Below are 23,516 nucleotides of genomic sequence, written 5' to 3' on the forward strand. Positions count from 1 at the left end.
ACTCACCTGTGCGCGCCGCGGACCAGCTCGTCGAGCAGCTCCGGGTACGACATGCCGGCGGCCGCGAACATCTGCGGCGCCTGCGAGTGCTCGGTCATGCCCGGCACCGTGTTGACCTCGTTCAGGACCGGACCGGCCTCGGTGAGGAAGAAGTCGACGCGCGCGACACCGGCGCACCCGAGCGCCTCGAACACCGCCGTGGCGGCGTCCTGCAGCGCCTTCGCGTCGGTGTCGACGAGCTCCGCGGGGATCCGGAAGTCGGCGTGGCCGCCGTACTTGGCGTCGTAGTCGAAGAGGCCCTCGACCACGATCTCCAGCGCGGGCGGCACGAACAGGCTGCCGTCGGCGCGCCGCAGCACGGCGACGTCGACCTCGCGACCGGTCATCAGGTCCTCGACGAGCACGCGGTCGTCGATCGCGAGTGCTGCTGCCAGGGCGGGCTGCAGCTGCTGGGGTACGTCGACGCGGCTCACGCCCTGGCTCGACCCGGCCGCGACCGGCTTCACCACCACGGGGTGCGTCCAGCGCAGGTGCGCGGCACTCGCGCGGGTGACCAGCACGCCGGGGGCGGTGGCGATCCCGACGGCCCGGGCGACCAGCTTGGTGGCCCACTTGTCCATCGCCAGCGCGCCGGGGCGGATGCCGGAGCCGACGTACGGGAGTCCGGCGAGCTCGCACAGCGCGGCCAGCGCACCGTCCTCCCCGCGGGGGCCGTGGACGACCGGGAAGACCACGTCACAGCCGCGCAGCACCTGCGCCGCGCCGGCCAGGCCGATCGGGCGCAGGCCGCGGTCGCGCCAGGTGCCGTCGCGGCCGATGGTGAGCGGGACCACGTCGTAGTTCGCCGGGTCGAGCGAGGCGGCGACGGAGGCCGCCGAGGAGAGCGAGACGTCGTGCTCGCAGTTCTGCCCGCCGCCGATGACGGCCACACGAGTCCTCACGACAGGCTCCTCAGGTGCGATGCTGCGACGGTCCGCCGGGCGACGCGCGCTCCGATGCCGGTGACGACCTCGTGCTCGATGGTGCCGGCCCACTCCGCCCACTCGGCGGCGGTCGGCGCGCCGCCGGCGCCGGGCCCGAAGACGGTCACGAGGTCGCCCGCCTCCGCCCCCGTGCTGCCGAGGTCGACGACGAGCTGGTCCATCGAGATCCGGCCGACGACGGGCCGCCGGGCACCGCGCACCGACACCTGCGCGCGGCCGCTGGCGGCGCGGGGCAGCCCGTCGGCGTACCCCAGACCGACGAGGCCGAGGTACGTCGGGCGCGTGGTCCGGTGCGTGTGGCCGTAGCCGACGGGCGTGCCGGCCCGGACGCGTCGTACCTGCAGGAGTGGCGCGGCGAGGGTCATCGCCGGCTCGAGCGTCGTCCGGCCGGACGGGTCGATGCCGACGAGCCCGGCGCCCACCCGGCTCATCGTGTGGTGGGAGCGCGGGTCCGTGAGGGTCGCGGCGGTGGCGGCGAGGTGGCGGTCGCGCGGGCACAGGCCGGCACTCCGAGCGACCTCGACGGCCCAGGCGAAGCGGTGGCGTCCCAACGCGTTGCAGTCGTCGTCCGGGTCGTCGGCGCAGCCGAGGTGGCCCATCACGCCGACGACCTCGAGCTGCCCGCGCTCCTCGGCGCGGCGCGCGGCGCGGCACAGCGCGGGCCAGGCGGCCGGCTCGGCGCCGTCGCGGGCCATGCCGGCGTCGACGTGCAGGTGCACGCGCTGGCGGCCGGGCGCGGCGGCGACGGCAGCGAGGTGCGGAACGCCGGGGACGGCCACCTCGACGTCGCGCGCGGCAGCGCCGGCGAAGTCGGCGTCGGCACCGTTGAGCCAGCTCAGCACCGGCGCCACGAGACCCGCGTCGCGCAGCGCGAAGGCCTCGGCCAGGCTGGTGACGCCGAGCCGCGTCGCGCCGTGCGCGAGGGCGGTCCGCGCGACGTCGGCGGCGCCGTGACCGAAGCCGTCGGCCTTCACGACGGCCATCAGCTCGCCGGCGGTGCGGCCCGCGATCAGCTCGGTGTTGCGGGCGACGGCGGCGAGGTCCAGGGTCAGCGACGGCGCCGTCTCCTCGGTCCGGCGCGGACGCAGGGCGATCGCGCTCATGCAGCCACCGCTGACGCGATCGGGCCGTAGAGCGCCTGCGGCGCGCCGGTCATCAGCGCCCAGTAGCGGTCCCCGAAGCTCCAGTGCCACCACTCGGTCGGGTAGTTCACGAGCCCCTGCGACCCGAGCACCTTCGCCAGCACCGTGCGGTGGGCGCGCGCGTCCGGGCCGATCCCCGCGGCGGAGAACCAGCAACGGCCGTCGCTCTGCTCGGGGGTGGCGTCGATCGCCGTACCCATGTCCAGCTCGTCGCCGCACACGTCGACCAGGGTCAGGTCCACCGCCGCACCGGCGACGTGGGGCGCGACCTCGACCGGCGACACGAACCGGCTGGTGAGCCGCTCGAGGGCGACCGGTCCGATCTGCGGGTGGAGCGCGCGCAGCTCGGCGGTGTACGACGCGATGATCGCCTGCTGCTGCTCGACGGGGCGGAAGCCCTCGACCACGCGCAGCCGGATGCCGCGCGGCAGCAGGCGGTCGGCGGCGACCAGCCGGTCCGCGAGGTCGGTGCGGACGAGCGCGCCGGCCGGCGACAGGTCGTGCGGCAGGCGGACCAGCGGCTCGCCGGTCTCGGTCACGGGGACCGCACGGACGCGGGGATCGGACAGGAGGATCGTCATGCCAGCAACGCTAGGAAGCCGGCGCCCTCCGGACGTCCACCTGAGGTGCCGGGCGGCGGTCCTCAGGTACCGACGTCCGGCTCAGCTCAGCTCGGCCTTCGTGTCGCGGGAGATGAAGGCCTCCATCAGCTGGGACGTGGTGAGCCGGCCCTGGACCACCTCGTCGACGGCGTCGACGATCGGCGCCTCGACCCCGGTCTCCGCCGCCAGCGCGCGCAGCGAGGAGCAGGACTTCGCGCCCTCGGCGACCTGGCGGGTGGAGGCGTAGATCTCGTCGACGGTCATGCCCTGGCCGAGCTTCTCGCCGAAGGTGCGGTTGCGGGACAGCGGCGAGGAGCAGGTCGCGACGAGGTCGCCGAGACCGGCGAGACCCATCAGGGTGAGCGGGTTGGCGCCCTGGTTCATCGCGAGGCGGGCGGTCTCGGCCAGGCCGCGGGTGATCAGCGAGGCCGTCGTGTTGTCGCCGAAGCCGAGGCCGACGGCCATGCCGACGCAGAGCGCGACGACGTTCTTGTAGGCGCCGCCGAACTCGCAGCCGAGGACGTCGACGCTGGTGTAGGGCCGGAACGCCGGCGAGTGCACACGCTTCTGCAGCTGGGTGGCGACGTCCTCGTCGGCGCACGCGACGACGGATGCGGCCGGCTCGCGGCGGGCGATCTCGCGGGCCAGGTTGGGACCGCTGACGACGGCGATCCGGCTCGGCGCGATGTCACCGACCTCGGCGACGACCTCCGACATCCGCTTGAGCGTGCCGAGCTCGACGCCCTTCATCAACGACACCAGGACGGCGTCCGGCTCGAGGAAGGGCAGGAAGGTCGGCAGGTTGTCGCGCAGCGACTGCGACGGCACGGCGAGGACGACCACGTCGGCACCGGCCAGCGCCTGCTCGGCGTCGGCGGTCGACGTGATCCGCCGCGGCAGCTCGATGCCGGAGAGGTAGTCGACGTTCTCGTGGCGCTCGTTGATCGACGCCGCGACCTCCTCGCGCCGTGCCCAGATCGACACGTCGTTGCCCGCGTCGGCGAGCACGATGGAGAACGCCGTCCCCCAGGAGCCGGCGCCGAGCACCGCGACCTTGCTACCCATGCTCACTTCGCCTTCTTCTGCTTCTTGAACCGGTCACCCTGGACGGCCATGTCGTAGCGCTCCGCCGGCGCCTGCTCACCGCGCACCAGCTCGAGCTGGTGGGTGATGGCCGTCATGATCCGCTCGGTCGCCTCGTTGACGACGGCGGCCGTGCGCTCCTGCGCGCGCAGGTCGTCGAGCTCGACGGGCGGCCCGACGCGCATCGTGATCCGGTGGCGCGGGACGAGGTGCGGGTTCTTCGTGTACGGCGCCAGCATCTCCTGCGCGCCCCACTGCCCCACCGGGATCACCGGGCAGCCGGTCTCGAGCGCGATCCGTGCAGCGCCGGACTTGCCCTTCATCGGCCACATGCCGGGGTCACGGGTGATGGTGGCCTCCGGGTAGATCACCACGCACTGCCCGTCGCGCACCGCGTCGACGGCTGCGGCGTAGGCACCGACGGCGTCCTTGGTCTCGCGCTTCACCGGGATCTGGCCGGCGCCGCGGAGGAAGTGGCCGAGGACCTTGCCGTCGAAGAGGCCGGCCTTCGCGAGGTAGCGCGGCATGTAGCCGTGGTCGTAGACCAGGTGCGCGGCCGTCAACGGGTCGACGTGGGAGATGTGGTTGAGCGCGATGATGAAGCCGCCCTCCTCCGGGATGTTCTCCCCACCGATCCACTCCCGCTTGGTCGTCGCCTTCAGCAGCGGCTTCAGGATGGGGACCGCGATGTTGAAGGCCCAGCCCCGCTTCTCCCGCAACTTGCGCACCGTCACGAAGATGCAGGTTACCGCTCGTCACGGGTGGGGTCTTGCAGGACGGGGCCATCCCGGCTGGGAGGATGGCGCGGTGGTCGTTCGTCCGGGTTCCTTCGCGGTGCTCCTGCCGGTGAAGTCCCCCGGCACCGGCAAGTCGCGGCTGTCCACGCTGCCCGACGCCGAACGCCGCCGCCTGGCCGCGGCGTTCGCCGCCGACGCCGTCGCGGCCTGCCTCGCGAGCCCGCTGGTGGGACTGGTGGTCGTGGTCAGCGACGACGCGCAGTTCGCTGCGTCGCTGGTGCGCGAAGGCGTCGTACCTGCGGCGGACCCGGGGGCCGGCCTCAACGCCGCCCTCCGGGCCGGAGCAGCCCTTGCCCACGACCTGCGGGCCGACCTCCAGCCGGCCGCGCTGCTCGCCGACGTCCCCGCACTCACCGCGCCCGACCTCGACGTCGCGCTGAGGCACGCGCAGGAGGCCGGCGGGGCCTGGTACGTCGCCGACGCCGACGCGACCGGTACGACGCTCTACACGGCTCCCTACGACGGCTTCGATCCCCGCTTCGGCGCGGGTTCCGCCGCCGCCCACGCCGCGACCGGGGCCGCCGCCGTCCCCGGCGAGCTGGCGACCCTGCGCCGCGACGTGGATGACGCGGCTGGTCTCGCCGCCGCCGTCGCCCTCGGCGTCGGACCGGCGACGACGGCCGCGCTGGGCTGACCCGCGCAAAAACGGCGATCGGGTCGCCCTCCCGAGGAGGACGACCCGATCGACTGCGATCAGTGAGGTCAGGCCTTCTTGGCCGGAGCCTTCTTCGCGGGCGCCTTCTTGGCCGGAGCCTTCTTGGCGGGCGCCTTCTTGGCGGCCGGAGCAGCCTTCTTGGCCGGAGCGGCCTTCTTGGCGGCCGGAGCCTTCTTGGCAGCCGGAGCAGCCTTCTTGGCGGCCGGAGCCTTCTTGGCCGGAGCCGCCTTCTTGGCCGGAGCCGCCTTCTTCGCGGTGGCAGCAGCCTTCTTGGCCGGAGCGGCAGCCTTCTTGGCAGCCGTGGTCGCGGCCTTCTTCGCCGGAGCGGCGGCCTTCTTGGCCGCAGCAGCCGGAGCCGCAGCAGCCTTCTTGGCCGGCTTCGGCAGGGCGGGCAGCTTCTTGGCACCCGACACGACGTTCTTCAGGTCAGCGCCGGCGCTGAACTTCGGGACGGCCTTCTTCTTCGTCTTCACACGCTCGCCGGTCTGCGGGTTGCGGACCCAACGGGCGTTGCGGACGGCCTTCTCGAACGAACCGAAGCCGGTGATGGCGACCTTCTCGCCCTTGGCGACCTGGCGCGTGATGGTGTCGAGCACGGAGTCGAGAGCGTGAGCCGCGTCCTTGCGGCTACCCTCGAACCGGTCAGCCAGCGCATCGATCAACTGAGACTTGTTCACTACCTGTCCTTTCGAAACGCACCGCCGTGGGCGTCCCTTGGGCTTGCGGCTGAGCCCTCGCCCAGCCGTCCTTCCAGCGAACGCTAGGCACTAGTGGGCACAGTCACAATCACCACGCCGTGCTTTATCGCCTTTTTTTCGCCAATTCGGCGCTATTTGGGCCAATTCGGGCAATTCAGGAGACCGCACCGGGCCACATGCGGTCCAGGGCGAACCTCCGGCCGATCGAGAAGTCGAACTGCACCAGCCGCATGTCCGCGAGCAATTGGGCCGATTGCGCGTCGAGATCGGACTCCTTCACGAGCTCTCCGGACCCGTCGAGGAGACGGCCCTGCTGGATCGCACTGACGTGTCGGTGCACCTCGTCGAGCAGGGCGAGGTACGGCGGCACGGGCGCGTCCGCGGCGGCGTACAGCAGCGGGAGGAAGAAGGCAGGACTGGTCGTCGGCAGCTGGCGCGGGACGTTGTGCCCGGGCTGGCTGCTCCAGATGAAGAAGGGCGTGCGGTAGAGCGAGAGCCCGTCGTTGGCATGCTTCACCGACGAGCCGTAGATGCCGGGCAGGTGGTCGCCGTAGAACAGCACGATCGTCTTCTCGGGCCCCTTGGCGAGGTCGTCGAGGAAGGAGGCGAGCGCCTCGTCGGTGTGCTCGAGACCCCGTGCGTACTGGCCGATCCGCTTGTCCTGGCCCTTGCCGGCACCCCGCACCTTCACCGGGTCGTCGTAGTTGCCGTCGACCGGGATGTGGTTCTGCATCGTCACGAGGTTGACCATCAGCGGCCGCTCGTGTGCGTCGATCTGGTGGAGCACCTCGTCGAACGCCGACTTGTCCGAGATGTAGGGGTTGTCGTCGATCGTGTCGGTCTCGCTGATGGTCGTGTCGTGGATGAACGACTGGAAGCCGAAGCGGTCGTAGACCTGCTCCCGCTTGTACATCCCCACCCGGTAGGGGTGGACTGCGATCGCGTCGTGCCCCTGTCCGCGGAACCAGCCGACGGCCGACGGGTAGTCCGCGAGTCCCGGCACCAGCATCTGGTACGGCGACATCATCTGCGGCCGGAAGAGCCCCAGGGACTGGCCGGTCAGGGTCTCGAACTCCATGTTGGCCGTGCCGCCGCCGTACATCTGGGCGAGCATGTGGCCCGACGTGGTCGTCGCCATCCGCGCACGGGTGCGCGCGATCGGGTCGTGGTCGAGCTCGAAGCCCTTCAGCTCGGTCGGGTCGGTGAAGGACTCACTCAGCACCAGCACGACGTTGACGTCGTCGAGGCTGCCCTTGCGGCCGGCGTTGATCCGCTCGGCCAGCGCGGTGGCGCGGTCGGCGACCTCGGACATCGTCTGCTCGTCGTACCCCTTCGGGGTGGCCATCGCCTTGACCGGCATGTTGAAGAGGAAGCCGCCGACGAAGCCGTTGGAGCGGTAGTTGGTCTTCTGGTTCCAGTAGCGCCAGTCGTTGCCGCGCAGCTCGTAGAGGCCGCGCCAGACGTTGCCGGGCTGGTTGAAGTGTGCGGCCTGGACCAGCAGCAACGTCGTCACGAGGCCGACGGCGAGGCGCAGCCCGAGCACCGTGACGAGGTCTCGGCGCGAGAGCCGGCGCAGCGGCGGACGTGGGAACCGCTTGTCGTAGCGGGCGCTGAGCCGCAGGGCGCCGACGAGGATCGCGACCACCAGCACGCCGGCGACCACCAGCAGCACCGGCGAGACCAGTGAGGTCAGGAAGCCCGGCTCGCTCAGGAAGTCCTTGTCACTGGGGTAGATCGGCTCCTCGCGGTACTGCATCTTCACGAGGTTGGCGATCGCGGCGACGACCGCGGTCGTCAGCACCAGCGCGATCGACCACGACAGCCGGCCCAGCACCGCCCAGAGGAAGCCGATCAGTACCCACAGCACGAGGGTGTCGAGGTAGAAGGCGCCGCTGTCGAAGAAGAGGTCCTTGAACCAGCGCGGCATGAAGATGCCGAGCGTGCCGATCTCCAGCACCAGTGCGGCGATCGCCGCCCCCTGGATGCTCGCGACGAGGCCGCGGCGGAGCACGGCGCCGACCGGCGGCAGTGCCGCGGGCTCCGGGGCGACCTCCGCAGCGGCCCTGTCGTCAGGCAGAACGGAAGAGGGCACGAGGTGAACTGTAGTTGTCCACCTCGTGCCCTCGCGTCAGGGTTTCCCCCGAGGAGACACGGAATTCAGGCGCGCTGGGTGACCGGCTTGAACCTCGGCCGCGTCGCCTCGTACGCCGCGATGTCCGCCTCGTTGCCCAGCGTGATGCCGATGTCGTCGAGGCCGTTGAGCAGGCGGTGGCGGGTGTAGTCGTCGATCTGGAAGGGCGCGACCAGGTCGCCGCAGGTCACGGTGCGGGCCTCGAGGTCCACGGTGATCTGCGTCGTCGGGTCGGCCTCGATGGCCGCCCACAGCTGCTCGATGACGTCCTGCTCGACGGGGACGGAGAGCAGGCCGGCCTTGCCGGAGTTGCCGCGGAAGATGTCGGCGAACCGGCTCGAGAGCACGACCTTGAAGCCGTAGTCCATGAGCGCCCACACGGCGTGCTCGCGCGAGGAGCCCGTGCCGAAGTCGGGGCCGGCGACGAGGATCGAGACGCCCTGGTACTCGGGCTTGTTGGCCACGAACTCCGGGTCGTTGCGCCACGCGGCGAACAGGCCGTCCTCGAAGCCCGTGCGGGTGACGCGCTTGAGGTAGACCGCGGGGATGATCTGGTCGGTGTCGACGTTGCTGCGACGAAGCGGCAGCGCCGTACCGGTGTGCGAGGTGAACTTCTCCATGACTGTCGTTCCTCTCAGACCAGGTCGGCGGGGGACGCGAGCGTGCCCTTGACGGCGGTGGCGGCAGCGACGGGCACCGAGACCAGGTGGGTGCGACCACCCTTGCCCTGCCGGCCCTCGAAGTTGCGGTTGGACGTCGACGCGGAGCGCTCCTGCGGCTGCAGGGTGTCGGGGTTCATGCCCAGGCACATCGAGCAGCCCGCACCGCGCCACTCGGCGCCGGCCTCGACGAAGACCTTGTCGAGGCCCTCCTCCATGGCCTGCAGGCGCACCCGCACCGAGCCCGGTACGACGAGCAGGCGCGTGCCCTCGGCGACCTTGTGGCCCTTGATGATCTCGGCGGCGAGGCGCAGGTCCTCGATCCGGCCGTTGGTGCAGGAGCCGACGAAGACGGTGTCGACCTTGACCGAGCGCAGCGGCTGGCCGGCCTCGAGGCCCATGTACTCCAGCGCCTTCTCGGCGGCGATGCGGTCCTGCTCGTCCTCGAAGTCGGACGGGGTCGGGACGTTGGCGCCGAGGGGCGCACCCTGGCCGGGGTTGGTGCCCCACGTCACGAACGGCGTGATCTGGGCCGCGTCGATCACGATCTCCTTGTCGAAGGTCGCGTCGGCGTCGGTGACCAGGGTCTTCCAGTGCGCGACGGCGGCGTCCCAGTCGGCGCCGGTCGGCGCCTCGGGCTTGCCCTCGATGTAGGCGAAGGTGGTCTCGTCGGGCGCGATCATGCCGGCCTTGGCGCCCCACTCGATCGACATGTTGCAGACCGTCATGCGGCCCTCCATCGAGAGCGCCTCGATGGCCTCGCCGCGGTACTCGACGATGTAGCCCTGGCCGCCACCGGTGCCGGTCTGCGTGATCAGGTAGAGGATCAGGTCCTTGGCGGTGACGCCCTCGGGCAGGCTGCCGTTGACCGTCACGGCCATCGTCTTCGGCTTGGCCTGCGGCAGGGTCTGGGTGGCGAGCACGTGCTCGACCTCCGAGGTACCGATGCCGAACGCGATCGCGCCGAAGGCGCCGTGGGTGCTGGTGTGCGAGTCGCCGCAGACGATCGTCATGCCCGGCTGGGTCAGGCCCAGCTGCGGGCCGACGACGTGGACGATGCCCTGCTCGACGTCACCGAGCGGGTGCAGGCGCACGCCGAACTCGGCGGCGTTCTTGCGCAGCGTGTCGACCTGGGTCTTGCTCACCGGGTCGGCGATCGGCTGGTCCCAGTCGAGGGTCGGGACGTTGTGGTCCTCGGTCGCGAGGGTGAGGTCGGGGCGTCGCACCTGCCGACCGGCCAGGCGCAGGCCGTCGAAGGCCTGCGGGCTCGTCACCTCGTGGATGAGGTGGAGGTCGATGTAGAGGAGATCAGGCTCTCCGGGGGTCGACCGGACGACGTGCTCGTCCCACACCTTCTCCGCCAGGGTCCTGCCCATGACTCGCTCCTCACTGTCTTTCCGGCCTGTTTGACCGGTATCACCACCCTACCCCTTGCATCCCATGATCTGAGACGGCAGTATTGCCATATGGACAACTCGAGCGGCGTCGGCGTACTCGACAAGGCGGCCCTGGTGCTCACCGCACTGGAGTCGGGCCCGGCCACCCTGGCCGGGCTGGTCGCCGGCACGGGCCTGGCCCGCCCCACGGCCCACCGGCTGGCGGTCGCTCTCGAGCACCACCGGCTCGTGGCCCGCGACATGCAGGGCCGCTTCGTGCTCGGCCCCCGCCTCGCGGAGCTCTCCGCCGCGGCCGGCGAGGACCGCCTGCTGGCGACCGCCGGGCCGGTGCTCGCCCGCCTGCGCGACATCACCGGCGAGTCCGCGCAGCTGTGGCGCCGCCAGGGCGACCACCGCGTCTGCGTCGCGGCCGCCGAGCGTCCCTCCGGCCTGCGCGACACCATCCCCGTCGGCTCGCAGCTGACCATGCGCGCGGGCTCCGCCGCACAGGTGCTGCTCGCCTGGGACGACCCGGAGCGGATCCACCGCGGCCTGCAGAACGCCGCCTTCTCCGCCGCCGAGCTCTCCGCCATCCGCCGCCGCGGCTGGGCGCAGTCGGTCGGCGAGCGCGAGCAGGGCGTGGCCTCCGTGTCCGCCCCGGTCCGCTCCCCCGGCGGCAAGGTCATCGCCGCCGTCTCCGTGTCGGGCCCGCTCGAGCGGCTCTCGCGCCAACCCGGTCGCATGCACGCGCCCGCGGTGCTCGCGGCCGCCGAGCGGCTCTCGGAGTCGCTGCGCCGCGCCGCCGCGGAGTGACCACCTCCTAGAAGAGGGCCTCCGCGTCGCCCTCCAGCTCGAGGAGGAGCTGCTTGCGGTCCAGGCCGCCGGCGTACCCGGTGAGGGTGCCGTTGGCTCCGATCACGCGATGGCACGGGATGACGATCGGGATCGGGTTCGACCCGTTCGCGTAGCCGACCGCCCGTGAGGCGGCGTTGGTCTTGCCGAGGCGGAGCGCGATCTCGCCGTACGACGCGGTCTCGCCGTAGCCGATCTTGAGGAGCTGGTCCCACACGTCGCGCTGCCAGCTGGTGCCGGACGGCGCGAGGGGCAGGTCGAACTCGGTGCGCTCGCGCGCGAAGTACTCGTCGAGCTGGCGCGCGGCCGCGACGAGCACGGGCGCGGCGTCGGCGCGCGGCCCGCGGGGGCGGCCGTCCTGGTCACGGAACGGCGAGAACTCGATCGCGGTGATCGCGCCGTCCTGCTCCACGAGGCGGAGCGGGCCGATGGGCGATTCGATGACGGTCCACATGGTGCAACTCATTCTCCTGGCTCGGGGTCGGACGGCTCGGGGTCGGACAGGGACGTCCACAGGTGCAGCAGGGCGTACGAGCGCCAGGGCGCCCAACGGTCGGGGTCGGCGTCGTTGCCCCCCGGCAACGCGGACAGGGCATTGCGGACACCGACATCGGTCGGCAGCCACACGTCGGGATGTCCCAGCGTGCGCAGCGCGATGTAGTCGGCCGTCCAGGGGCCGATGCCGGGCAGCGCGAGCAGCTGCTCGCGCACGGCACCGCGCTCAGGACCTCGGTCGAGCACGAGCTCGCCGCCGGCCAGCGCGGCAGCCAGGCCGATCAACGCACGGCCGCGCGCCCGGGGCATCCGGAAGTCCGTCGGGTCCATCGCAGCGACGGTCCCGGCGTCGGGGAAGAGGTGGGTCAGGCCGTCGACGTCCGTCGTGACCGGGCGGCCGTGCTCGGCGACGAGCCGCGCGGCCGCGGTGCGGGCCGCGACGACGGTGACCTGCTGGCCGAGCACCGCCCGCACGGCCAGCTCGGTGCCGTCGACGTGCCCGGGCACCCGCAACCCCGGACGTCGTACGACGAGCGGGGCGAGCGCCGCGTCGGCGGCGAGGTGCGCGTCGACCGCAACCGGGTCGGCGTCGGCGTCGAGCAGCGCCCGCATCCGGGCCACGGCGGCCGCGGTGTCGCGCAGGTCCTCGAGGCCCAGCCGCAGCCGGACGTACGACGTGCCGGCGCCCGCCGCGTCGGCGATGTCGCCGAGCTCGACCCGCGCGGTGCCGGGTCCGTGCGGCAGGTCCAACGTCCGTGCGTACCAGCCCGAGCCGTCGTCGCGGACCTCCGCGACCTCGATGCCCGCAATGGCGCGGTCGGCGAGGAACCGGAGCAGCGCACTGCCCAGGAAGGGCGTGCGGACCGCGATGCGCAGCTCGATGCCGCCCGTCGACGACCTGCTCCCGGCGGCGCGGCGGCCGCGGAGCTCACTCGGCGTCGCGGCGTAGACCTCCTGCATCGTGTCGTTGAACTGCCGGACGCTGGAGAAGCCCGCCGCGAAGGCGACGTCGGTGAGGCTGAGGTCGGTGCTCTCGACGAGCGCCCGCGCGGTCTGCGCGCGCTGGGTGCGGGCGAGCGCGAGCGGGCCGGCGCCCAGCTCGGCGGTCAGCAGCCGCGAGAGGTGGCGCGAGGTGTAGCCCAGCCGGGTCGCCAGGCCCTCGACGCCCTCGCGGTCGACGACGCCGTCGCCGATCAGCCGCATCGCCCGTCCGGCGACGGTGGCGGCGACGTCCCAGTCGGGGCTGCCGGGGGTGGCATCGGGGAGGCAGCGCTTGCAGGCGCGGTACCCGGCAGTCTGCGCGGCGGCCGCCGTACGGTGGAAGGAGACGTTGGCCGCGGCGGGCGTGCGGGCCGGGCACGAGGGCCGGCAGTAGATGCCGGTGGTGCGCACCGCGGTGTAGAACACGCCGTCGAAGCGGCGGTCGCGCGACTGCACGGCGGTGTAGCAGCGGCCGAAGTCCAGCTGCCCCACGTCGCTCGCGCGCTCCGTCGTCGTCTCCATGTCCCCCATCCTGCCTGCCGCCACCGACAGTGACTGGCGGAAATCGGACACCACGGGAATCCTCGCCGCGAGGACCCGCGTCTGTCACGCTGTCGCCATGGCGGACGCGCTCAACCCTCTCGACCTGCTGATCAAGTCCCAGCAGGTCGCGCTCAAGCTGACCACCGACGTGCTCCGGACGGTGCGCGACACCGCCGTCGCCGGGGTCACCCAGCCCGACGAGCTCGCGAAGCAGGTGGGCGAGCTCGCCGGCGCGGTCGCCGGCATGGCCACCGCCGTGACCGGCATCGCCGGCGCGACGGCCCAGCCGCTGCAGGACTTCATCGTCCGCCAGCGCGAGCTCGCCGACACGGTGCACACCCTCGCCGAGGCACAGGCCGAGCTCGCCGGTGTCGTCTCCAAGCTCGCCGAACGACACGCGGAAGCGGTCGCTGCGCTCGAGAAGCTGACCGCTCCCGTCTTCGCGATCGTCGGCACCGAACCGACGCCGCCGAAGACGCGCGCGGCGAAGAAGACCGCAGCGGCGCGCAAGGCGGCGGGCACCGGGGAGTGACTCAGCGGGCGGCCGAGGTCACCTGGTCGCCCCATGCCGCACGGGCACCCGAGTCACCGACCCGGTAGACCTGCACGCCTGCAGCCACGGCGGAGACCAGCGCGACCGCCGCGACCACGCGCACCGCCGTACGACCACCGTCGGCTCTCCGGTCCAGCCACACCAGCAGGGCCGATGTCGCCAGCAGGGCGACGGCGAACCAGATCAGCTGGTCCCCCAGAGCCGCGTGACGGCCGGGATCGCCGACACGGTGCTCCAGCTCCTCGCCGCTCGACGTCGCGACCGGCACCAGGGCGGTCGCCACCGCGGCGCAGCCGACGACGAGGTGGCCGTACGGTCGCCGCCAGGCGGGCCGCAGAGCGATCGCCGCGGTGCCGACGACCGCGAGCGGCAGCAGGACCACCACGGCGTGCACCACCAGCGGGTGGATGGGCAGGCCGTTGAACAGGTCGAACATGGGGCGACTCCTCGTGGCAGGCGCGACCCGGCGGGCCGACGCTCCCAGCGTGGTCGAGCGAACCTGGCACCAACCTGACTGCGTGCCGACGCGGCGCCTCACTCCACCTGCGCGACCCCGGGCACCGGCGGGGGCCCCGGCAGGTCAACCAGGTCGCTGTCATCCGGCGGCCGGTGACGGGGTGCGCCGGGGATCGCGACGTAGTCGTCGCCGCTGCGGATCGCGACAGCGACGCCGGTGACGTCGTCGAGGGGGACCGGCCCGAAGGTCCGCGAGTCCAGGGCGTACGCGCGGTTGTCGCCGAGCACGAAGACCTCGCCCGCCGGCACCTGCACCGCCGCGAAGGGCTCGGTGACCAGCGCGTCCACGTAGTCGTTGCCGAGCACCCGTCCGTCCACGAGCACCGCGGCACAGGTCCCGTCCGTCCGGGCAGGACAGCTCACCGTCTCGCCGCCGACCGCCACCACGCGCCGCAGCAGGGGCACGGGGACGTCCGCGACCTCGAGCTCGACGAGATCGCCGGGGACGGCGACGAGGTCGCGGTGGAAGGCGACCACGTCGCCCGCTGCCACCGTCGGCGCCATGCCCTCGCTCGGCTGCCGCTCCTCGTAGTACGGCCCCGAGCCGATCAGGCCGGCGCCCCACGAGACGCCGGCGCCGACCACCACCACACCGGCGGCCACCGCCGCCCTGCGTCGTCGGGTACGACGCGCGCCCCGCAGCGCCCGGGCAGCCAGCCCCGGCGGCGCACTGATGTCGTCGGCAGCCCGTCGGGCGAGCGCGCGGATCTCGGTCTCGGTGGTCGTCATGTCGTCTCCTGGAGATCGCCCATGCGGCCGCGCAGACTCGCCAGGGCACGAGAGAGGTTGCTGCGGACCGTGCCTTCGGCACAGCCCAGGAGGCGAGCCGTCTCGGCCTCGCTGCGGTCCTCGACGATGCGCAGCACGACCGTCGCACGCTGCTTGGCCGGCAGGCCGGCGAGCAGCATGTCCAGCTGCTTCCGTGCGGCGACGGCGTCCGCGTGGTCACCCGTCGTGGTCTCGGGGGCCGCGTCCGTCGGCCGGGCGACGAGGTGGCGGCGACGCCCTCGGTCGCGGGCGAGGTTGAGCAGGATCTTGCGGGCGTAGGCCTCGGGCGTCACGGTGCGGTGCCAGTGCCGAGCGAGACGGGTCAGCGCCTCCTGCAGGGCGTCCTCGGCCTCGCCGTGGTCGAGAACGAGCATCCGCGCGAACCGGAGCAGCCGGTCCCCCGCATCGGCCACGAACGCGGTGAACGCGGCCTCGTCGACGTCCTTCACACCCTGCAAGACGAGCCGCGCCCCGGATTCGTTGCATCGTGCCGACGGGCGGCCACCGGAGCCCGGTGACCGCCCGCCTTGCTGGATCGGCTCGCTAGCCGACGTTGATCGCGGTGTCGTCGATGACGAAGCTCGTCTGCAGCGACGAGTCCTCGTTCATCAGGAACTTCAGCGTGATCGTCTTGCCCTTGTACGACGCCAGGTCGAACGTCTTCTGGACGTACCCGCTCGACTTGTTGAGGTTGGAGTACGTCGCCAGCGTGGTGGTCGTCGTACCGCTGACCACCTGCACCTTGGCCGTGTCGTAGGCCGTCGAGGACGTCGACTCCGCGGTGTCGATCGCCACCCAGAAGCTCAGCGTCGCCGTCGTCGCGGTCGCCGGGATGGTGACCGTCTGGCTCTCGTTCTCCGTGGAGGTGCTGCCGTTGCCGCCGAGCCACAGCTTCCAGCTGCCGGTGCGCGCCGCGCGGCCGGTGTTGTTGGTGATCGGGCCGCTCGTGCCGGTCCAGTCGACCGCGCCGGACTCGAAGCCCGGGTTCTTGAGCAGGTTGCCGGTCGGCGTGCCACCGCCGCTGATCGTCCAGGTGAAGCTGGTCGAGCCGGTGGCGCCGGTGGTGTCACGGGCGGTGACCGTGACGTTCGCGGTGGTCGCCGTGGTCGGCGTACCGGAGACGAGGCCGGTGCCGCTGTTGATGGACAGTCCGGCGGGCAGGCCGGTGGCGGACCAGGTCAGCGTCTGGCCGGCGCCGGACGACGTACCGGTCAGCTGCAGCGAGGTCGCGGTGCCGACGGTGCCGGTGCGGTTGCCCGGGTTGGTGACGGTGACCGTGTTGCCGGCCGTGGTGCAGGTCGGGTCGGCCGTCTGGGCCGGGACCGAGACGGCGTTCCACGCGGCCTTGACCGCGTTGAACTCGGTGCAGGAGCCCGGGAAGAGGTTCTTCGCGGCGGTGAGCGTCCACGTGCGGTACTTGAGGTAGCTCGAGCTCGTGGTCTTCATGAGCATCGCGTTGTAGAAGATCTTGCCGGCCTTCTGGATGCCGATGCCGGTCAGCGTGCCGCCGCTGTTGCAGGTGGTGCTGGTCGGCCCGCCCGCGGGGTTGGTGCCCTCGGCGAGCAGGTAGAACCAGTGGTTGCCGGGGCCGGCGGCCGAGTGCACCTCGGCATTGGGGATCGAGCTGGAGTAGCAGTTCGGGTCACCCTTGGCCGACGGGTTGTACATGTTGCGGATCTCGCCGTCGCCGACGAGGTTGACCTCTTCCCCGACGAGGTAGTCCGGCTCGTCGTAGGTGCTGGACTCGTTGGCGAAGTGCTCGGTCAGGGCACCGAAGACGTCACCGACGAACTCGCCGGTGTTGCCGTTCGAGTGGCCGCCGGGGGTGTTCTGGTCGACGCCGTGGCCGTACTCGTGGCCGACCACGTCGAGGTTGGTGAGCCACTCGGTGTTGGCCTGGTTGTGGCCGATCCGCACCCACTCCGTGCCGGTGCAGTAGCCCGGCTCGCTCAGGCCCGGCGGGCAGTAGAACGCGTTGACCTCGTCCTTGCCGACGCGCGCCTGCCAGCCGCCACCGTTGCCGTTGAACCCGTCGCGCCCCAGCCACTGGCTGAGCATCCGGTCCTGGACCTGCAGCGCGTACAGCGTGTCGACGCAGCCGGTCTCGGTGCTGGTGCCGCTGCCGTCGCCCCACGTGTTGTCGGGGCCGGCGAGGACCGGGACGCTGTTGGTGGTGTTGTTGTCGATCCGGCAGTCCACACCGGGGTTGTTCGGATCGGCCAGCGTGTACGACGACGCGGACGCCTGGGTCGTCTCGATCGCCAGGCCCGGGCCGTTGTGGTGGCCGTTGCCGGTGCCCGTGGCGAAGTGGACGAGCTCGTCGGACTCGATCACCGAGCCCGTGCGCGCGTCGACGTAGAGGTCGCGGACGGAGCGGTCGCCGTCGGCCGTGAGACCGCTGACCCGCACCTTCCACGCCAGGCGGGGCGTGGTGAGCGCGTGCACGACCAGCTCGGGGGCGCCGCGTCGTACCGACTGGCGGAGGGTGGCCCGCGCCGTCGACGTGGCGGCCTTCGCACTCACCGTCGGCGTGGCCGACAGCTTCCCGATCGCGCGCTTCTGGGCGACGCTCGTGCCGAGGATCTTGCCGTCGCGGTTGGTGACGACGACGAAGTCGCCACCGCGCACCGGCAGGCCGCGCCAGGTCCGCGTGTACGCGGCGTACTGCAGGCCGGCACCGCCGCTGACGACCGGCTGCGCGACGAACGCGTCGCCGCCGCTGGCGCGCAGCTGCGGGGCCCGGCTGTCGATCAGCGCCTTGGCGGAGCGCCGCGCCTTCTGGTGCGCGTCGTCGCGGGGTGCCGCCGAGGCCGCGGAGGCCGCCGTCGCCGTGGCGCCGGGATCGGCGTGCGCGGACGGACTGGCGAGCGGCGCCGCGGCGAGCGCCGAGGCGGCGACGAGGGTGGCCATCAGGCCGCCCATCAGGTTGCGTTTCACTTCTAACCCACACTCCTCTTGAGAGTCGGGCCCGCCGTACCTCAGGTTCCGAGGGGTCGCGAGCCGGCCGATGGCCGACCCGGCGAAGGTGGGGTGCCGGGCAGCCAGAGGCAAACCTCGTCCCCGGCGGTTTTCACCGTCAATGGAGCGGGTCCTGCGAGTTGAAGCAATGCAAGAAGATGAGGCAGGTCAGCGATCAGGCGGGGAAGCGCGCGGCGAGGTTCGCCAGCAGCTCGCCGTGGATCCGGCCGAGGCCGAGCGGCGCGAAGGTCTTCTCGAAGAAGCCCCCGATCCCGCCCGCGCCCTGCCAGGTCGTCGTCGCCGTGACCTTGCTGCCGGCACCGTCGGAGGTGACGGCGAAGGTGGTCACCATCGTCGAGTTGCGGTCGGTCTCGACCACGGCGTCCGGCGTGACGGCGACGTCGGCGATCACGTGCCGCACCCGCTTCTTGGTGGCCTGCAGCCGCCAGGTGGCGACGGTGCCGTCGCCGACGCCGTTCTCCAGGACCTGGTACGACGAGTAGCTCGCCGGCAGGATCGCCGGACGCACGTCGACGTAGTCGGAGAGCGCCGCGAGCACCTCCGCCGGCGGGGCGGGGACGGTCGCGTCGACGGTTGCAGTCACCTGGGCCATGCGGCCGACGCTACCGGGCGGGAGGTGGAGGAAATGCAGCAGGGCCCGGTCCGAGGACCGGGCCCTGCTGTGTTGTACCCCCGACCGGATTTGAACCGGCGTTACCGCCGTGAGAGGGCGACGTCCTAGGCCGCTAGACGACGGGGGCACGCTGTCTTCGGCGCGTGGCCTCGACAACGAAGAGAACTCTAGAGGATGCCGTCGGCAGAGACCAAATCGGCTCGACATGAGGACGCCACAGCGGTGAACACCCGCCAAAACACGGGCGAAAACGAAGGAAGCCGGGCGGCTGCCCGGCTTCTCGTCGTCACTCTGGCTGGTCTACTAGGACTCGAACCTAGACTGAGGGAATCAGAATCCCTAGTGCTGCCAATTACACCATAGACCACTGTTGTCGACCGGGTCCGGCGAGGACCTGATCGACGTGAAACTCTACACGCGCCGTCCGCGCGACTCCAAAATGGCCGCGCTCGTCCGCGTCGCGACGCCCAGGCGGCGAGCCGCCCACAGGGTCAGCCCGAGGTAGGCCAGCGACTGGGTCAGGGTCACCGGGACGGCCCACCAGGTCCCGTCTGTCGGCGTCAGCGTCTCCCCCATGTCGCCGAACGCGAGCGCGAGGCCGAAGGCGAAGAAGTTGTTCAGCACGTGCATCGCGATCCCCGCCTCGAGGCCGCCGGTCAGCAGCACGAGCAGGCCCGCGACCACGCCGAACGCGAACCGGTCGAAGAAGATCGGGAGGTCCTGGCCGACGCCGTGGGCGAGCGCGAACAGCACCGCCGGTACGACGACCGCCACCGTGCCGCTCACCGCGGCACCGTGCCGCCCGGTCACCGCACCGCAGGCCTGGGCGAGGTAGCCCCGGAAGGCGAACTCCTCCCCCGCTGCCTGCAGCGGCGTCAGCAGCAGGACCACGAGCAGGAAGTCGCGGGTGGTCGAGCTCCAGGAGTTGAGCCCGCCGCCGAGGTCGACCGTTCCGGCACCCTGGTCGGGAAGCAGGAGCGAGACCCCGAAGGTGACGGCGAGCGCGACCACGGCGAGGCCGAGGCAGGTCGCCAGCCAGCGCCAGCGCACCGCGCCGGCCACCGACACCACCCAGCCCGGCGCCATCCGGTGCACCAGCAGGGCGACCACCAGCACCGACGGGATGACTGCGGCCCAGCCCAGGTTCACCAGGGCGAGGAAGGACGGCGTCGCCGGGTCGCCCGAGAGCTCGTCGGTGATCCGGGCCGCCGAGTCGCCCGAGGTCGCCAGGAACACGGTGACCACCGCGCCGACGACGAACTGCCCGACGACGAAGAGCACGACCAGCAGGCCGACGCCGGCGTAGGGCCGCCAGGCGTCGGCGGGGCCGACCTCCTGGAGCCGCTCGTAGCGGAGCCCGTCAGCCGAGGGCACGCTGCAGCCGCCCGAGGCTGCGGTCACGGCCGAGCAGCTCGAGCGACTCGAACAGCGGCGGCGAGATCCGGCGACCGGTGACGGCGACGCGGACCGGCCCGAAGGCGTTGCGCGGCTTGAGACCCAGGCCGTCGACCAGTGCGGCCTGCAGGGCGGTCTGGATCGCGTCGGTCGACCACGTCGGGAGGGCGGCCAGGGCGTCGTAGGACGCCTGCAGGACGGGAATCCCGGCCTCGCCGATCTGCTTCGCGGCGTCGTCGGCGTCGACCTCGAAGGCGTCCTCGTCGACGAACAGGAACGCCAGCAGCGCGCTCGCCTCGCTGAGCTTGTTGATGCGCTCGGAGATGAGCGGCATGGCCAGCTCGAGCAGCTGCGCGTCCGCGTCGTTGACCGGGTCGCTGACCACGCCGTCGGCCTTGAGGAACGGCAGCGCCCGGTGGGTGATGTCGCCGATGGTCAGCAGGCGCATGTGGGCGGCGTTGATCGCGTCGCACTTCTTGAGGTCGAAGCGCGCCGGGTTGGCCACGACGTCGCTGATCTCGAACGCCTCGACCATCTCCTCGAGGCTGAACACGTCGCGGTCGGCCGCGATCGCCCAGCCCAGCAGGGCGAGGTAGTTGAGCAGGCCCTCGGGCAGGTAGCCCTGGTCGCGGTAGGCCAGCGCGTGCGCCTCGGGGTCGCGCTTGGACAGCTTCTTGTTGCCCTCGCCCATGACGTAGGGCAGGTGGCCGAACTGCGGCGTCTCCTTCGCGATCCCGACCTCCTTGAGCGCCTCGTAGAGGGCGATCTGGCGCGGCGTGCTCGACAGGAGGTCCTCGCCGCGCAGGACGTGGGTGATCTCCATCAGCGCGTCGTCGACCGGGTTGACCAGCGTGTACAGCGGGTCGCCGTTGGCCCGGCAGAGGGCGAAGTCCGGCACGAACTCGGTCTCGAAGGTCACGTCGCCGCGCACCAGGTCGTTCCACGTGATCGAGCCGTCGGGCATCCGGAACCGGACGACCGGCTGGCGGCCGTCGGCGACGAACGCCGCCACCTGCTCCTCACTCAGCTCGCGGCAGAAGCCGTCGTACCCCTGGACCTTGGAGCCGGCGGCCTTGCGGCGCGCGGCGGCCTCCTCGGTCGTGCAGTAGCAGTCGTAGGTGAAGCTGCTGTCCTTGAGCTTCGCCAGCGCGTCGAGGTAGAGGTCGCTGCGCTCGCTCTGCTTGTACGGCGCGTGCGGGCCGCCGACCTCCGGGCCCTCGTCCCAGTCGAGGCCCAGCCACCGCATCAGGTCGATGATCGAGCTCAGCGACTCGTCGGTGCTGCGCTCCTTGTCGGTGTCCTCGATGCGGAACACGAACGTGCCGCCGTGGTGGCGGGCGAACGCCCAGTTGAAGAGCGCCGTGCGGACCAGGCCGACGTGCGGGCTGCCCGTCGGGGACGGCGCCATCCGGACTCGTACGTTGCTCATGAGCGTGCTTCCACCTTGTTGATCAGTGTTCCGAGGCCCTCGATCGAGACCTCGACCTCGTCGCCGACCTCCAGGGGACCGACGCCCTCGGGGGTGCCGGTGAGGATGACGTCGCCGGGCAGCAGCGTCATCACGCTGGAGACGTGGGCGATCAGCGCGGGGATGTCGAAGACCATGTCGGCCGTCGTACCGTCCTGGACGACCTCGCCGTTGAGGAAGGTCTGGACGCGGCGGCCCGCGGTGAAGTCGTTCGGGTCGAGGTCGGTCTCGATCCACGGGCCCAGCGGGCAGAACGAGTCGAAGCCCTTGGCCCGCGTGAACTGGCCGTCGGACTTCTGCAGGTCGCGCGCGGTGACGTCGTTGGCGATCGTGTAGCCGTGGATGACGTCCGTCGCCTGCTCGGCCGGCACGTCGCGGCAGATCCGCCCGATCACCACGGCGAGCTCGCCCTCGTAGTGGACGTTGCTGCTCTGGCGCGGGTACTGGATCGCGTCGCCCGGGCCGACCACGCTGGTGTTCGGCTTGAGGAACATCAGCGGCTCCTCCGGCACCGGCCCGCCCATCTCGGCGGCGTGGGCGGCGTAGTTCTTGCCGATCCCGACCACCTTGCTGCGCGGCAGGACGGGCGCCAGCAGGCGCACCTCGTCTAGCCGGTACTCCTTCTCGAGCAGCTTGATGCCGACGTACAGCGGGTCGCCGGCCAGACCGACGATCACGGCGTCGTCGGCAGGCTGGCCGTACTCGTCGAGGTCGCCGGTCAGGACGCCGTACGACGGCTCCTCACCCTGGGTGAATCTGACGATGCGCACCTGCCGAGCCTATCGACCTACGCTTGCTGCTCGTGAATGCGGAGGAGTGGGAGCAGCGCGCCGCTGCCCACACGGCGCGGCTCGGCCCGTACGTCGAGCCCCACCTGGAGCGCCGGCGCCTCCAGGTGAAGCACCCGGTGCACGACTTCCTCTTCACCTACTACTCGTACCGCCCGTCGCAGCTGATGCGCTGGCAGCCACCCGGAGAGCTCGACGCGGCGAAGCTGCCGCTCGCCAGGTCGACGCTGGCCCTGCTGCGTGCGACGGCCGGGCGCGAGGGCAACTTCGGCTGCTTCGGCCTGCACGAGTGGGCGATGGTCTACCGCGACCCCGAGACGCGGCACCCGCAACCGCTGCGGCTCGGCCACGACGGCACGAACCGGGTCGTGGACAGCCACCGCATCGGGTGCAGCCACTGGGACGCGTACCGCTTCTTCACGCCCGCGGCCCTGCCGCTCAACACGCTGCGCCCCTTCAAGGACGACCGCACCGACTTCGAGCAGCCCGCGTGCCTGCACGCCACCATGGACCTCTACAAGCACGCCTACCGCCTCGCCGGCGTCCTCGGGTCGGACCTCGTCGCGGATGCCTTCGAGCTCGCGTGGGACGTGCGGATCATGGACATGCGCGCGGCGCCGTACGACATGTCGGGCCTGGTCATCGATCCCTACGGGATCGAGTGGACGCCGATCACGATCGAGACCTCGGAGGGCAAGCGCGAGTACGCCGCGCTGCAACGCCGGTACGCCGAGCGGGCGACGCCGATCCGCGAGCGGATGGTCGAGGCGCTGGACCAGGCGGTCGATGCGATCGACGCGATCGACCGATCTCCGTCATCGGGCACGGCGATCCGCCACTAGGCTTGGCACCAGGCCTCCGTAGCTCAATTGGATAGAGCAGCCGGTTTCTACCCGGCATGTTGCGGGTTCGATTCCTGCCGGGGGCGCCAAGGTCGTTTCGAGCCGGCCGACGACTCCTCACGTGGACGTCACCGACCGGACGGCGCGCCTCCCCCGGCCCGCCATCCGGTCGTCGTACAAAGGTGGTGGCCCCGCGGAAGGTATGAGCTCCGTGGGGCCCGAAGCTTTTTCGGGCGAGTGGGCTGTGGGCTCGGTGCGTTGACCCACCGAGACCTCGACCGTCGTCGCCTCCGGTGGTTGAGGTGCGAGGCGCCCTGGCGCCGGGCCTTCGAAATCTCTGTTGTTGGTGCTGGGACCTCCCCTTCGGGTTCCGTTGGTCGGTGGTGGCGTTTTCAAGCGGCAGCGACGAGAGGGCTGGGTGGATGGGCGGGTNNCACTGGCGAAAGTGCCCTGTGGAGAACCCGCTCCCCAGTAGCGTTCGAACAGGTGTTCGAGTAGAATGGATCCATGATCTCGGACCCCTCGACCGCCGCGCCGGCCTTGTTGCTGGCGCGTGCCGAGGACCTCGTGACCGAACGCCGCCTGGTCGAGATCGAA

Annotated in this window: 23 protein-coding genes and 3 tRNA genes; 5 read left to right on the forward strand and 21 right to left on the reverse strand. The window is 71.7% G+C overall.

Annotation, left to right across the window (positions count from 1 at the left end; genetic code table 11):
* Window positions 1–2 precede the first annotated feature (2 nt).
* From ASE20_RS18050 to ASE20_RS18070, 5 genes are all read right to left on the reverse strand, one after another.
* Complete coding sequence (locus ASE20_RS18050; RefSeq protein WP_056895966.1) at window positions 3–941, reverse strand: D-alanine--D-alanine ligase; 939 nt, start codon at window positions 939–941, stop codon at window positions 3–5.
* Window positions 938–2,086: an alanine racemase gene (gene alr, locus ASE20_RS18055; RefSeq protein ID WP_056895967.1), complete on the reverse strand. Its 1,149-nt coding sequence runs from the start codon at window positions 2,084–2,086 to the stop codon at window positions 938–940. Before alr ends, ASE20_RS18050 begins: the two co-directional genes overlap by 4 nt.
* Window positions 2,083–2,706 carry a M15 family metallopeptidase gene (locus ASE20_RS18060; protein WP_056895968.1) on the reverse strand — a complete coding sequence of 208 codons (624 nt, stop codon included), beginning with the start codon at window positions 2,704–2,706 and terminating at the stop codon, window positions 2,083–2,085. Before ASE20_RS18060 ends, alr begins: the two co-directional genes overlap by 4 nt.
* Before the next feature lie 81 nt (window positions 2,707–2,787).
* A complete protein-coding gene (locus tag ASE20_RS18065) occupies window positions 2,788–3,792 on the reverse strand; it encodes an NAD(P)H-dependent glycerol-3-phosphate dehydrogenase (RefSeq protein WP_056895969.1) in 1,005 nt (334 codons plus the stop codon).
* A gap of 2 nt (window positions 3,793–3,794) precedes the next feature.
* Window positions 3,795–4,544, reverse strand: coding sequence for a lysophospholipid acyltransferase family protein (locus ASE20_RS18070; protein WP_082612548.1), 750 nt, complete (start codon window positions 4,542–4,544; stop codon window positions 3,795–3,797).
* 73 nt (window positions 4,545–4,617) lie between these two features.
* Between ASE20_RS18070 and cofC the strand changes: the two genes are divergently transcribed.
* On the forward strand, window positions 4,618–5,241 hold the full coding sequence (gene cofC / locus ASE20_RS18075; RefSeq protein WP_056895970.1) for a 2-phospho-L-lactate guanylyltransferase: 624 nt from the start codon (window positions 4,618–4,620) through the stop codon (window positions 5,239–5,241).
* A gap of 68 nt (window positions 5,242–5,309) precedes the next feature.
* Here cofC and ASE20_RS18080 read toward each other — a convergent pair whose 3' ends face one another.
* The 4 genes from ASE20_RS18080 to leuC all read right to left on the reverse strand — a co-directional run bounded on the left by ASE20_RS18080 (window position 5,310) and on the right by leuC (window position 10,126).
* Complete coding sequence (locus tag ASE20_RS18080; protein WP_056895971.1) at window positions 5,310–5,939, reverse strand: HU family DNA-binding protein; 630 nt, start codon at window positions 5,937–5,939, stop codon at window positions 5,310–5,312.
* Between the two features lie 175 nt (window positions 5,940–6,114).
* Window positions 6,115–8,052, reverse strand: coding sequence for an LTA synthase family protein (locus tag ASE20_RS18085; protein WP_157538690.1), 1,938 nt, complete (start codon window positions 8,050–8,052; stop codon window positions 6,115–6,117).
* Between the two features lie 65 nt (window positions 8,053–8,117).
* Window positions 8,118–8,711, reverse strand: a complete 594-nt coding sequence (leuD, locus tag ASE20_RS18090) for a 3-isopropylmalate dehydratase small subunit (protein WP_056895973.1) — start codon at window positions 8,709–8,711, stop codon at window positions 8,118–8,120.
* Window positions 8,712–8,725: 14 nt separating this feature from the next.
* Window positions 8,726–10,126, reverse strand: a complete 1,401-nt coding sequence (leuC, locus tag ASE20_RS18095) for a 3-isopropylmalate dehydratase large subunit (RefSeq protein WP_056895974.1) — start codon at window positions 10,124–10,126, stop codon at window positions 8,726–8,728.
* Window positions 10,127–10,216: 90 nt separating this feature from the next.
* Here leuC and ASE20_RS18100 point away from each other — a divergent pair, with 90 nt between their 5' ends.
* A complete protein-coding gene (locus ASE20_RS18100) occupies window positions 10,217–10,939 on the forward strand; it encodes an IclR family transcriptional regulator (protein WP_028655929.1) in 723 nt (240 codons plus the stop codon).
* Between the two features lie 7 nt (window positions 10,940–10,946).
* Here ASE20_RS18100 and ASE20_RS18105 read toward each other — a convergent pair whose 3' ends face one another.
* Entirely contained in the window at window positions 10,947–11,432 is a 486-nt protein-coding gene (locus ASE20_RS18105) for a methylated-DNA--[protein]-cysteine S-methyltransferase (protein WP_056895975.1), read from the reverse strand.
* 8 nt (window positions 11,433–11,440) lie between these two features.
* Complete coding sequence (locus tag ASE20_RS18110; protein ID WP_056895976.1) at window positions 11,441–12,976, reverse strand: DNA-3-methyladenine glycosylase 2 family protein; 1,536 nt, start codon at window positions 12,974–12,976, stop codon at window positions 11,441–11,443.
* Between the two features lie 97 nt (window positions 12,977–13,073).
* Here ASE20_RS18110 and ASE20_RS18115 point away from each other — a divergent pair, with 97 nt between their 5' ends.
* Window positions 13,074–13,529 carry a hypothetical protein gene (locus ASE20_RS18115; RefSeq protein WP_157538691.1) on the forward strand — a complete coding sequence of 152 codons (456 nt, stop codon included), beginning with the start codon at window positions 13,074–13,076 and terminating at the stop codon, window positions 13,527–13,529.
* A gap of 1 nt (window position 13,530) precedes the next feature.
* On the opposite strand, the gene ASE20_RS18120 is transcribed toward ASE20_RS18115, so the two are convergent.
* The 10 genes from ASE20_RS18120 to ASE20_RS18165 all read right to left on the reverse strand — a co-directional run bounded on the left by ASE20_RS18120 (window position 13,531) and on the right by ASE20_RS18165 (window position 22,059).
* Complete coding sequence (locus ASE20_RS18120) at window positions 13,531–13,986, reverse strand: DUF2231 domain-containing protein (RefSeq protein WP_056895977.1); 456 nt, start codon at window positions 13,984–13,986, stop codon at window positions 13,531–13,533.
* Between the two features lie 98 nt (window positions 13,987–14,084).
* Window positions 14,085–14,795 carry a signal peptidase I gene (gene lepB, locus ASE20_RS18125; protein ID WP_056895978.1) on the reverse strand — a complete coding sequence of 237 codons (711 nt, stop codon included), beginning with the start codon at window positions 14,793–14,795 and terminating at the stop codon, window positions 14,085–14,087.
* Entirely contained in the window at window positions 14,792–15,283 is a 492-nt protein-coding gene (locus tag ASE20_RS18130) for a SigE family RNA polymerase sigma factor (RefSeq protein ID WP_157538692.1), read from the reverse strand. Before ASE20_RS18130 ends, lepB begins: the two co-directional genes overlap by 4 nt.
* Window positions 15,284–15,377: 94 nt before the next feature.
* The gene (locus ASE20_RS18135) at window positions 15,378–17,771 is read right to left on the reverse strand and encodes a M4 family metallopeptidase (protein ID WP_157538693.1); all 2,394 of its coding nucleotides are present in this window, start codon (window positions 17,769–17,771) and stop codon (window positions 15,378–15,380) included.
* 196 nt (window positions 17,772–17,967) lie between these two features.
* Window positions 17,968–18,405 carry an SRPBCC family protein gene (locus tag ASE20_RS18140; protein ID WP_056895979.1) on the reverse strand — a complete coding sequence of 146 codons (438 nt, stop codon included), beginning with the start codon at window positions 18,403–18,405 and terminating at the stop codon, window positions 17,968–17,970.
* 75 nt (window positions 18,406–18,480) lie between these two features.
* Window positions 18,481–18,553 (reverse strand) — tRNA-Glu (locus ASE20_RS18145).
* Between the two features lie 165 nt (window positions 18,554–18,718).
* Window positions 18,719–18,793, reverse strand: a tRNA-Gln gene (locus ASE20_RS18150).
* Between the two features lie 44 nt (window positions 18,794–18,837).
* Window positions 18,838–19,827: a CPBP family intramembrane glutamic endopeptidase gene (locus ASE20_RS18155; protein ID WP_056895980.1), complete on the reverse strand. Its 990-nt coding sequence runs from the start codon at window positions 19,825–19,827 to the stop codon at window positions 18,838–18,840.
* Window positions 19,787–21,250 (reverse strand): glutamate--tRNA ligase, encoded by a 1,464-nt coding sequence (gene gltX / locus ASE20_RS18160; protein WP_056895981.1) that lies wholly within the window; start codon window positions 21,248–21,250, stop codon window positions 19,787–19,789. The genes ASE20_RS18155 and gltX overlap by 41 nt, the downstream gene beginning before the upstream one ends.
* Entirely contained in the window at window positions 21,247–22,059 is an 813-nt protein-coding gene (locus tag ASE20_RS18165) for a fumarylacetoacetate hydrolase family protein (RefSeq protein WP_056895982.1), read from the reverse strand. The genes gltX and ASE20_RS18165 overlap by 4 nt, the downstream gene beginning before the upstream one ends.
* Before the next feature lie 32 nt (window positions 22,060–22,091).
* Between ASE20_RS18165 and ASE20_RS18170 the strand changes: the two genes are divergently transcribed.
* Both ASE20_RS18170 and ASE20_RS18175 read left to right on the forward strand, forming a co-directional pair.
* The gene (locus ASE20_RS18170; RefSeq protein ID WP_225869235.1) at window positions 22,092–22,919 is read left to right on the forward strand and encodes a 3-methyladenine DNA glycosylase; all 828 of its coding nucleotides are present in this window, start codon (window positions 22,092–22,094) and stop codon (window positions 22,917–22,919) included.
* 12 nt (window positions 22,920–22,931) lie between these two features.
* A tRNA-Arg gene (locus tag ASE20_RS18175) sits at window positions 22,932–23,008 on the forward strand.
* The last annotated feature ends 508 nt before the right edge of the window (window positions 23,009–23,516 follow it).

It is taken from the genome of Nocardioides sp. Root240, assembly GCF_001428825.1.
Taxonomy (GTDB): Bacteria; Actinomycetota; Actinomycetes; order Propionibacteriales; family Nocardioidaceae; genus Nocardioides.

Coding starts and splice junctions, on each gene's coding strand:
- alr (WP_056895967.1), bottom strand. CDS start 2,086: ATGAGCGCGATCGCCCTGCGTCCGCGCCGGACCGAGGAGACGGCGCCG.
- ASE20_RS18060 (WP_056895968.1), bottom strand. CDS start 2,706: ATGACGATCCTCCTGTCCGATCCCCGCGTCCGTGCGGTCCCCGTGACC.
- ASE20_RS18065 (WP_056895969.1), bottom strand. CDS start 3,792: ATGGGTAGCAAGGTCGCGGTGCTCGGCGCCGGCTCCTGGGGGACGGCG.
- leuD (WP_056895973.1), bottom strand. CDS start 8,711: ATGGAGAAGTTCACCTCGCACACCGGTACGGCGCTGCCGCTTCGTCGC.
- leuC (WP_056895974.1), bottom strand. CDS start 10,126: ATGGGCAGGACCCTGGCGGAGAAGGTGTGGGACGAGCACGTCGTCCGG.
- ASE20_RS18100 (WP_028655929.1), top strand. CDS start 10,217: ATGGACAACTCGAGCGGCGTCGGCGTACTCGACAAGGCGGCCCTGGTG.
- ASE20_RS18105 (WP_056895975.1), bottom strand. CDS start 11,432: ATGTGGACCGTCATCGAATCGCCCATCGGCCCGCTCCGCCTCGTGGAG.
- ASE20_RS18110 (WP_056895976.1), bottom strand. CDS start 12,976: ATGGAGACGACGACGGAGCGCGCGAGCGACGTGGGGCAGCTGGACTTC.
- ASE20_RS18115 (WP_157538691.1), top strand. CDS start 13,074: ATGGCGGACGCGCTCAACCCTCTCGACCTGCTGATCAAGTCCCAGCAG.
- ASE20_RS18120 (WP_056895977.1), bottom strand. CDS start 13,986: ATGTTCGACCTGTTCAACGGCCTGCCCATCCACCCGCTGGTGGTGCAC.
- lepB (WP_056895978.1), bottom strand. CDS start 14,795: ATGACGACCACCGAGACCGAGATCCGCGCGCTCGCCCGACGGGCTGCC.
- ASE20_RS18140 (WP_056895979.1), bottom strand. CDS start 18,405: ATGGCCCAGGTGACTGCAACCGTCGACGCGACCGTCCCCGCCCCGCCG.
- gltX (WP_056895981.1), bottom strand. CDS start 21,250: ATGAGCAACGTACGAGTCCGGATGGCGCCGTCCCCGACGGGCAGCCCG.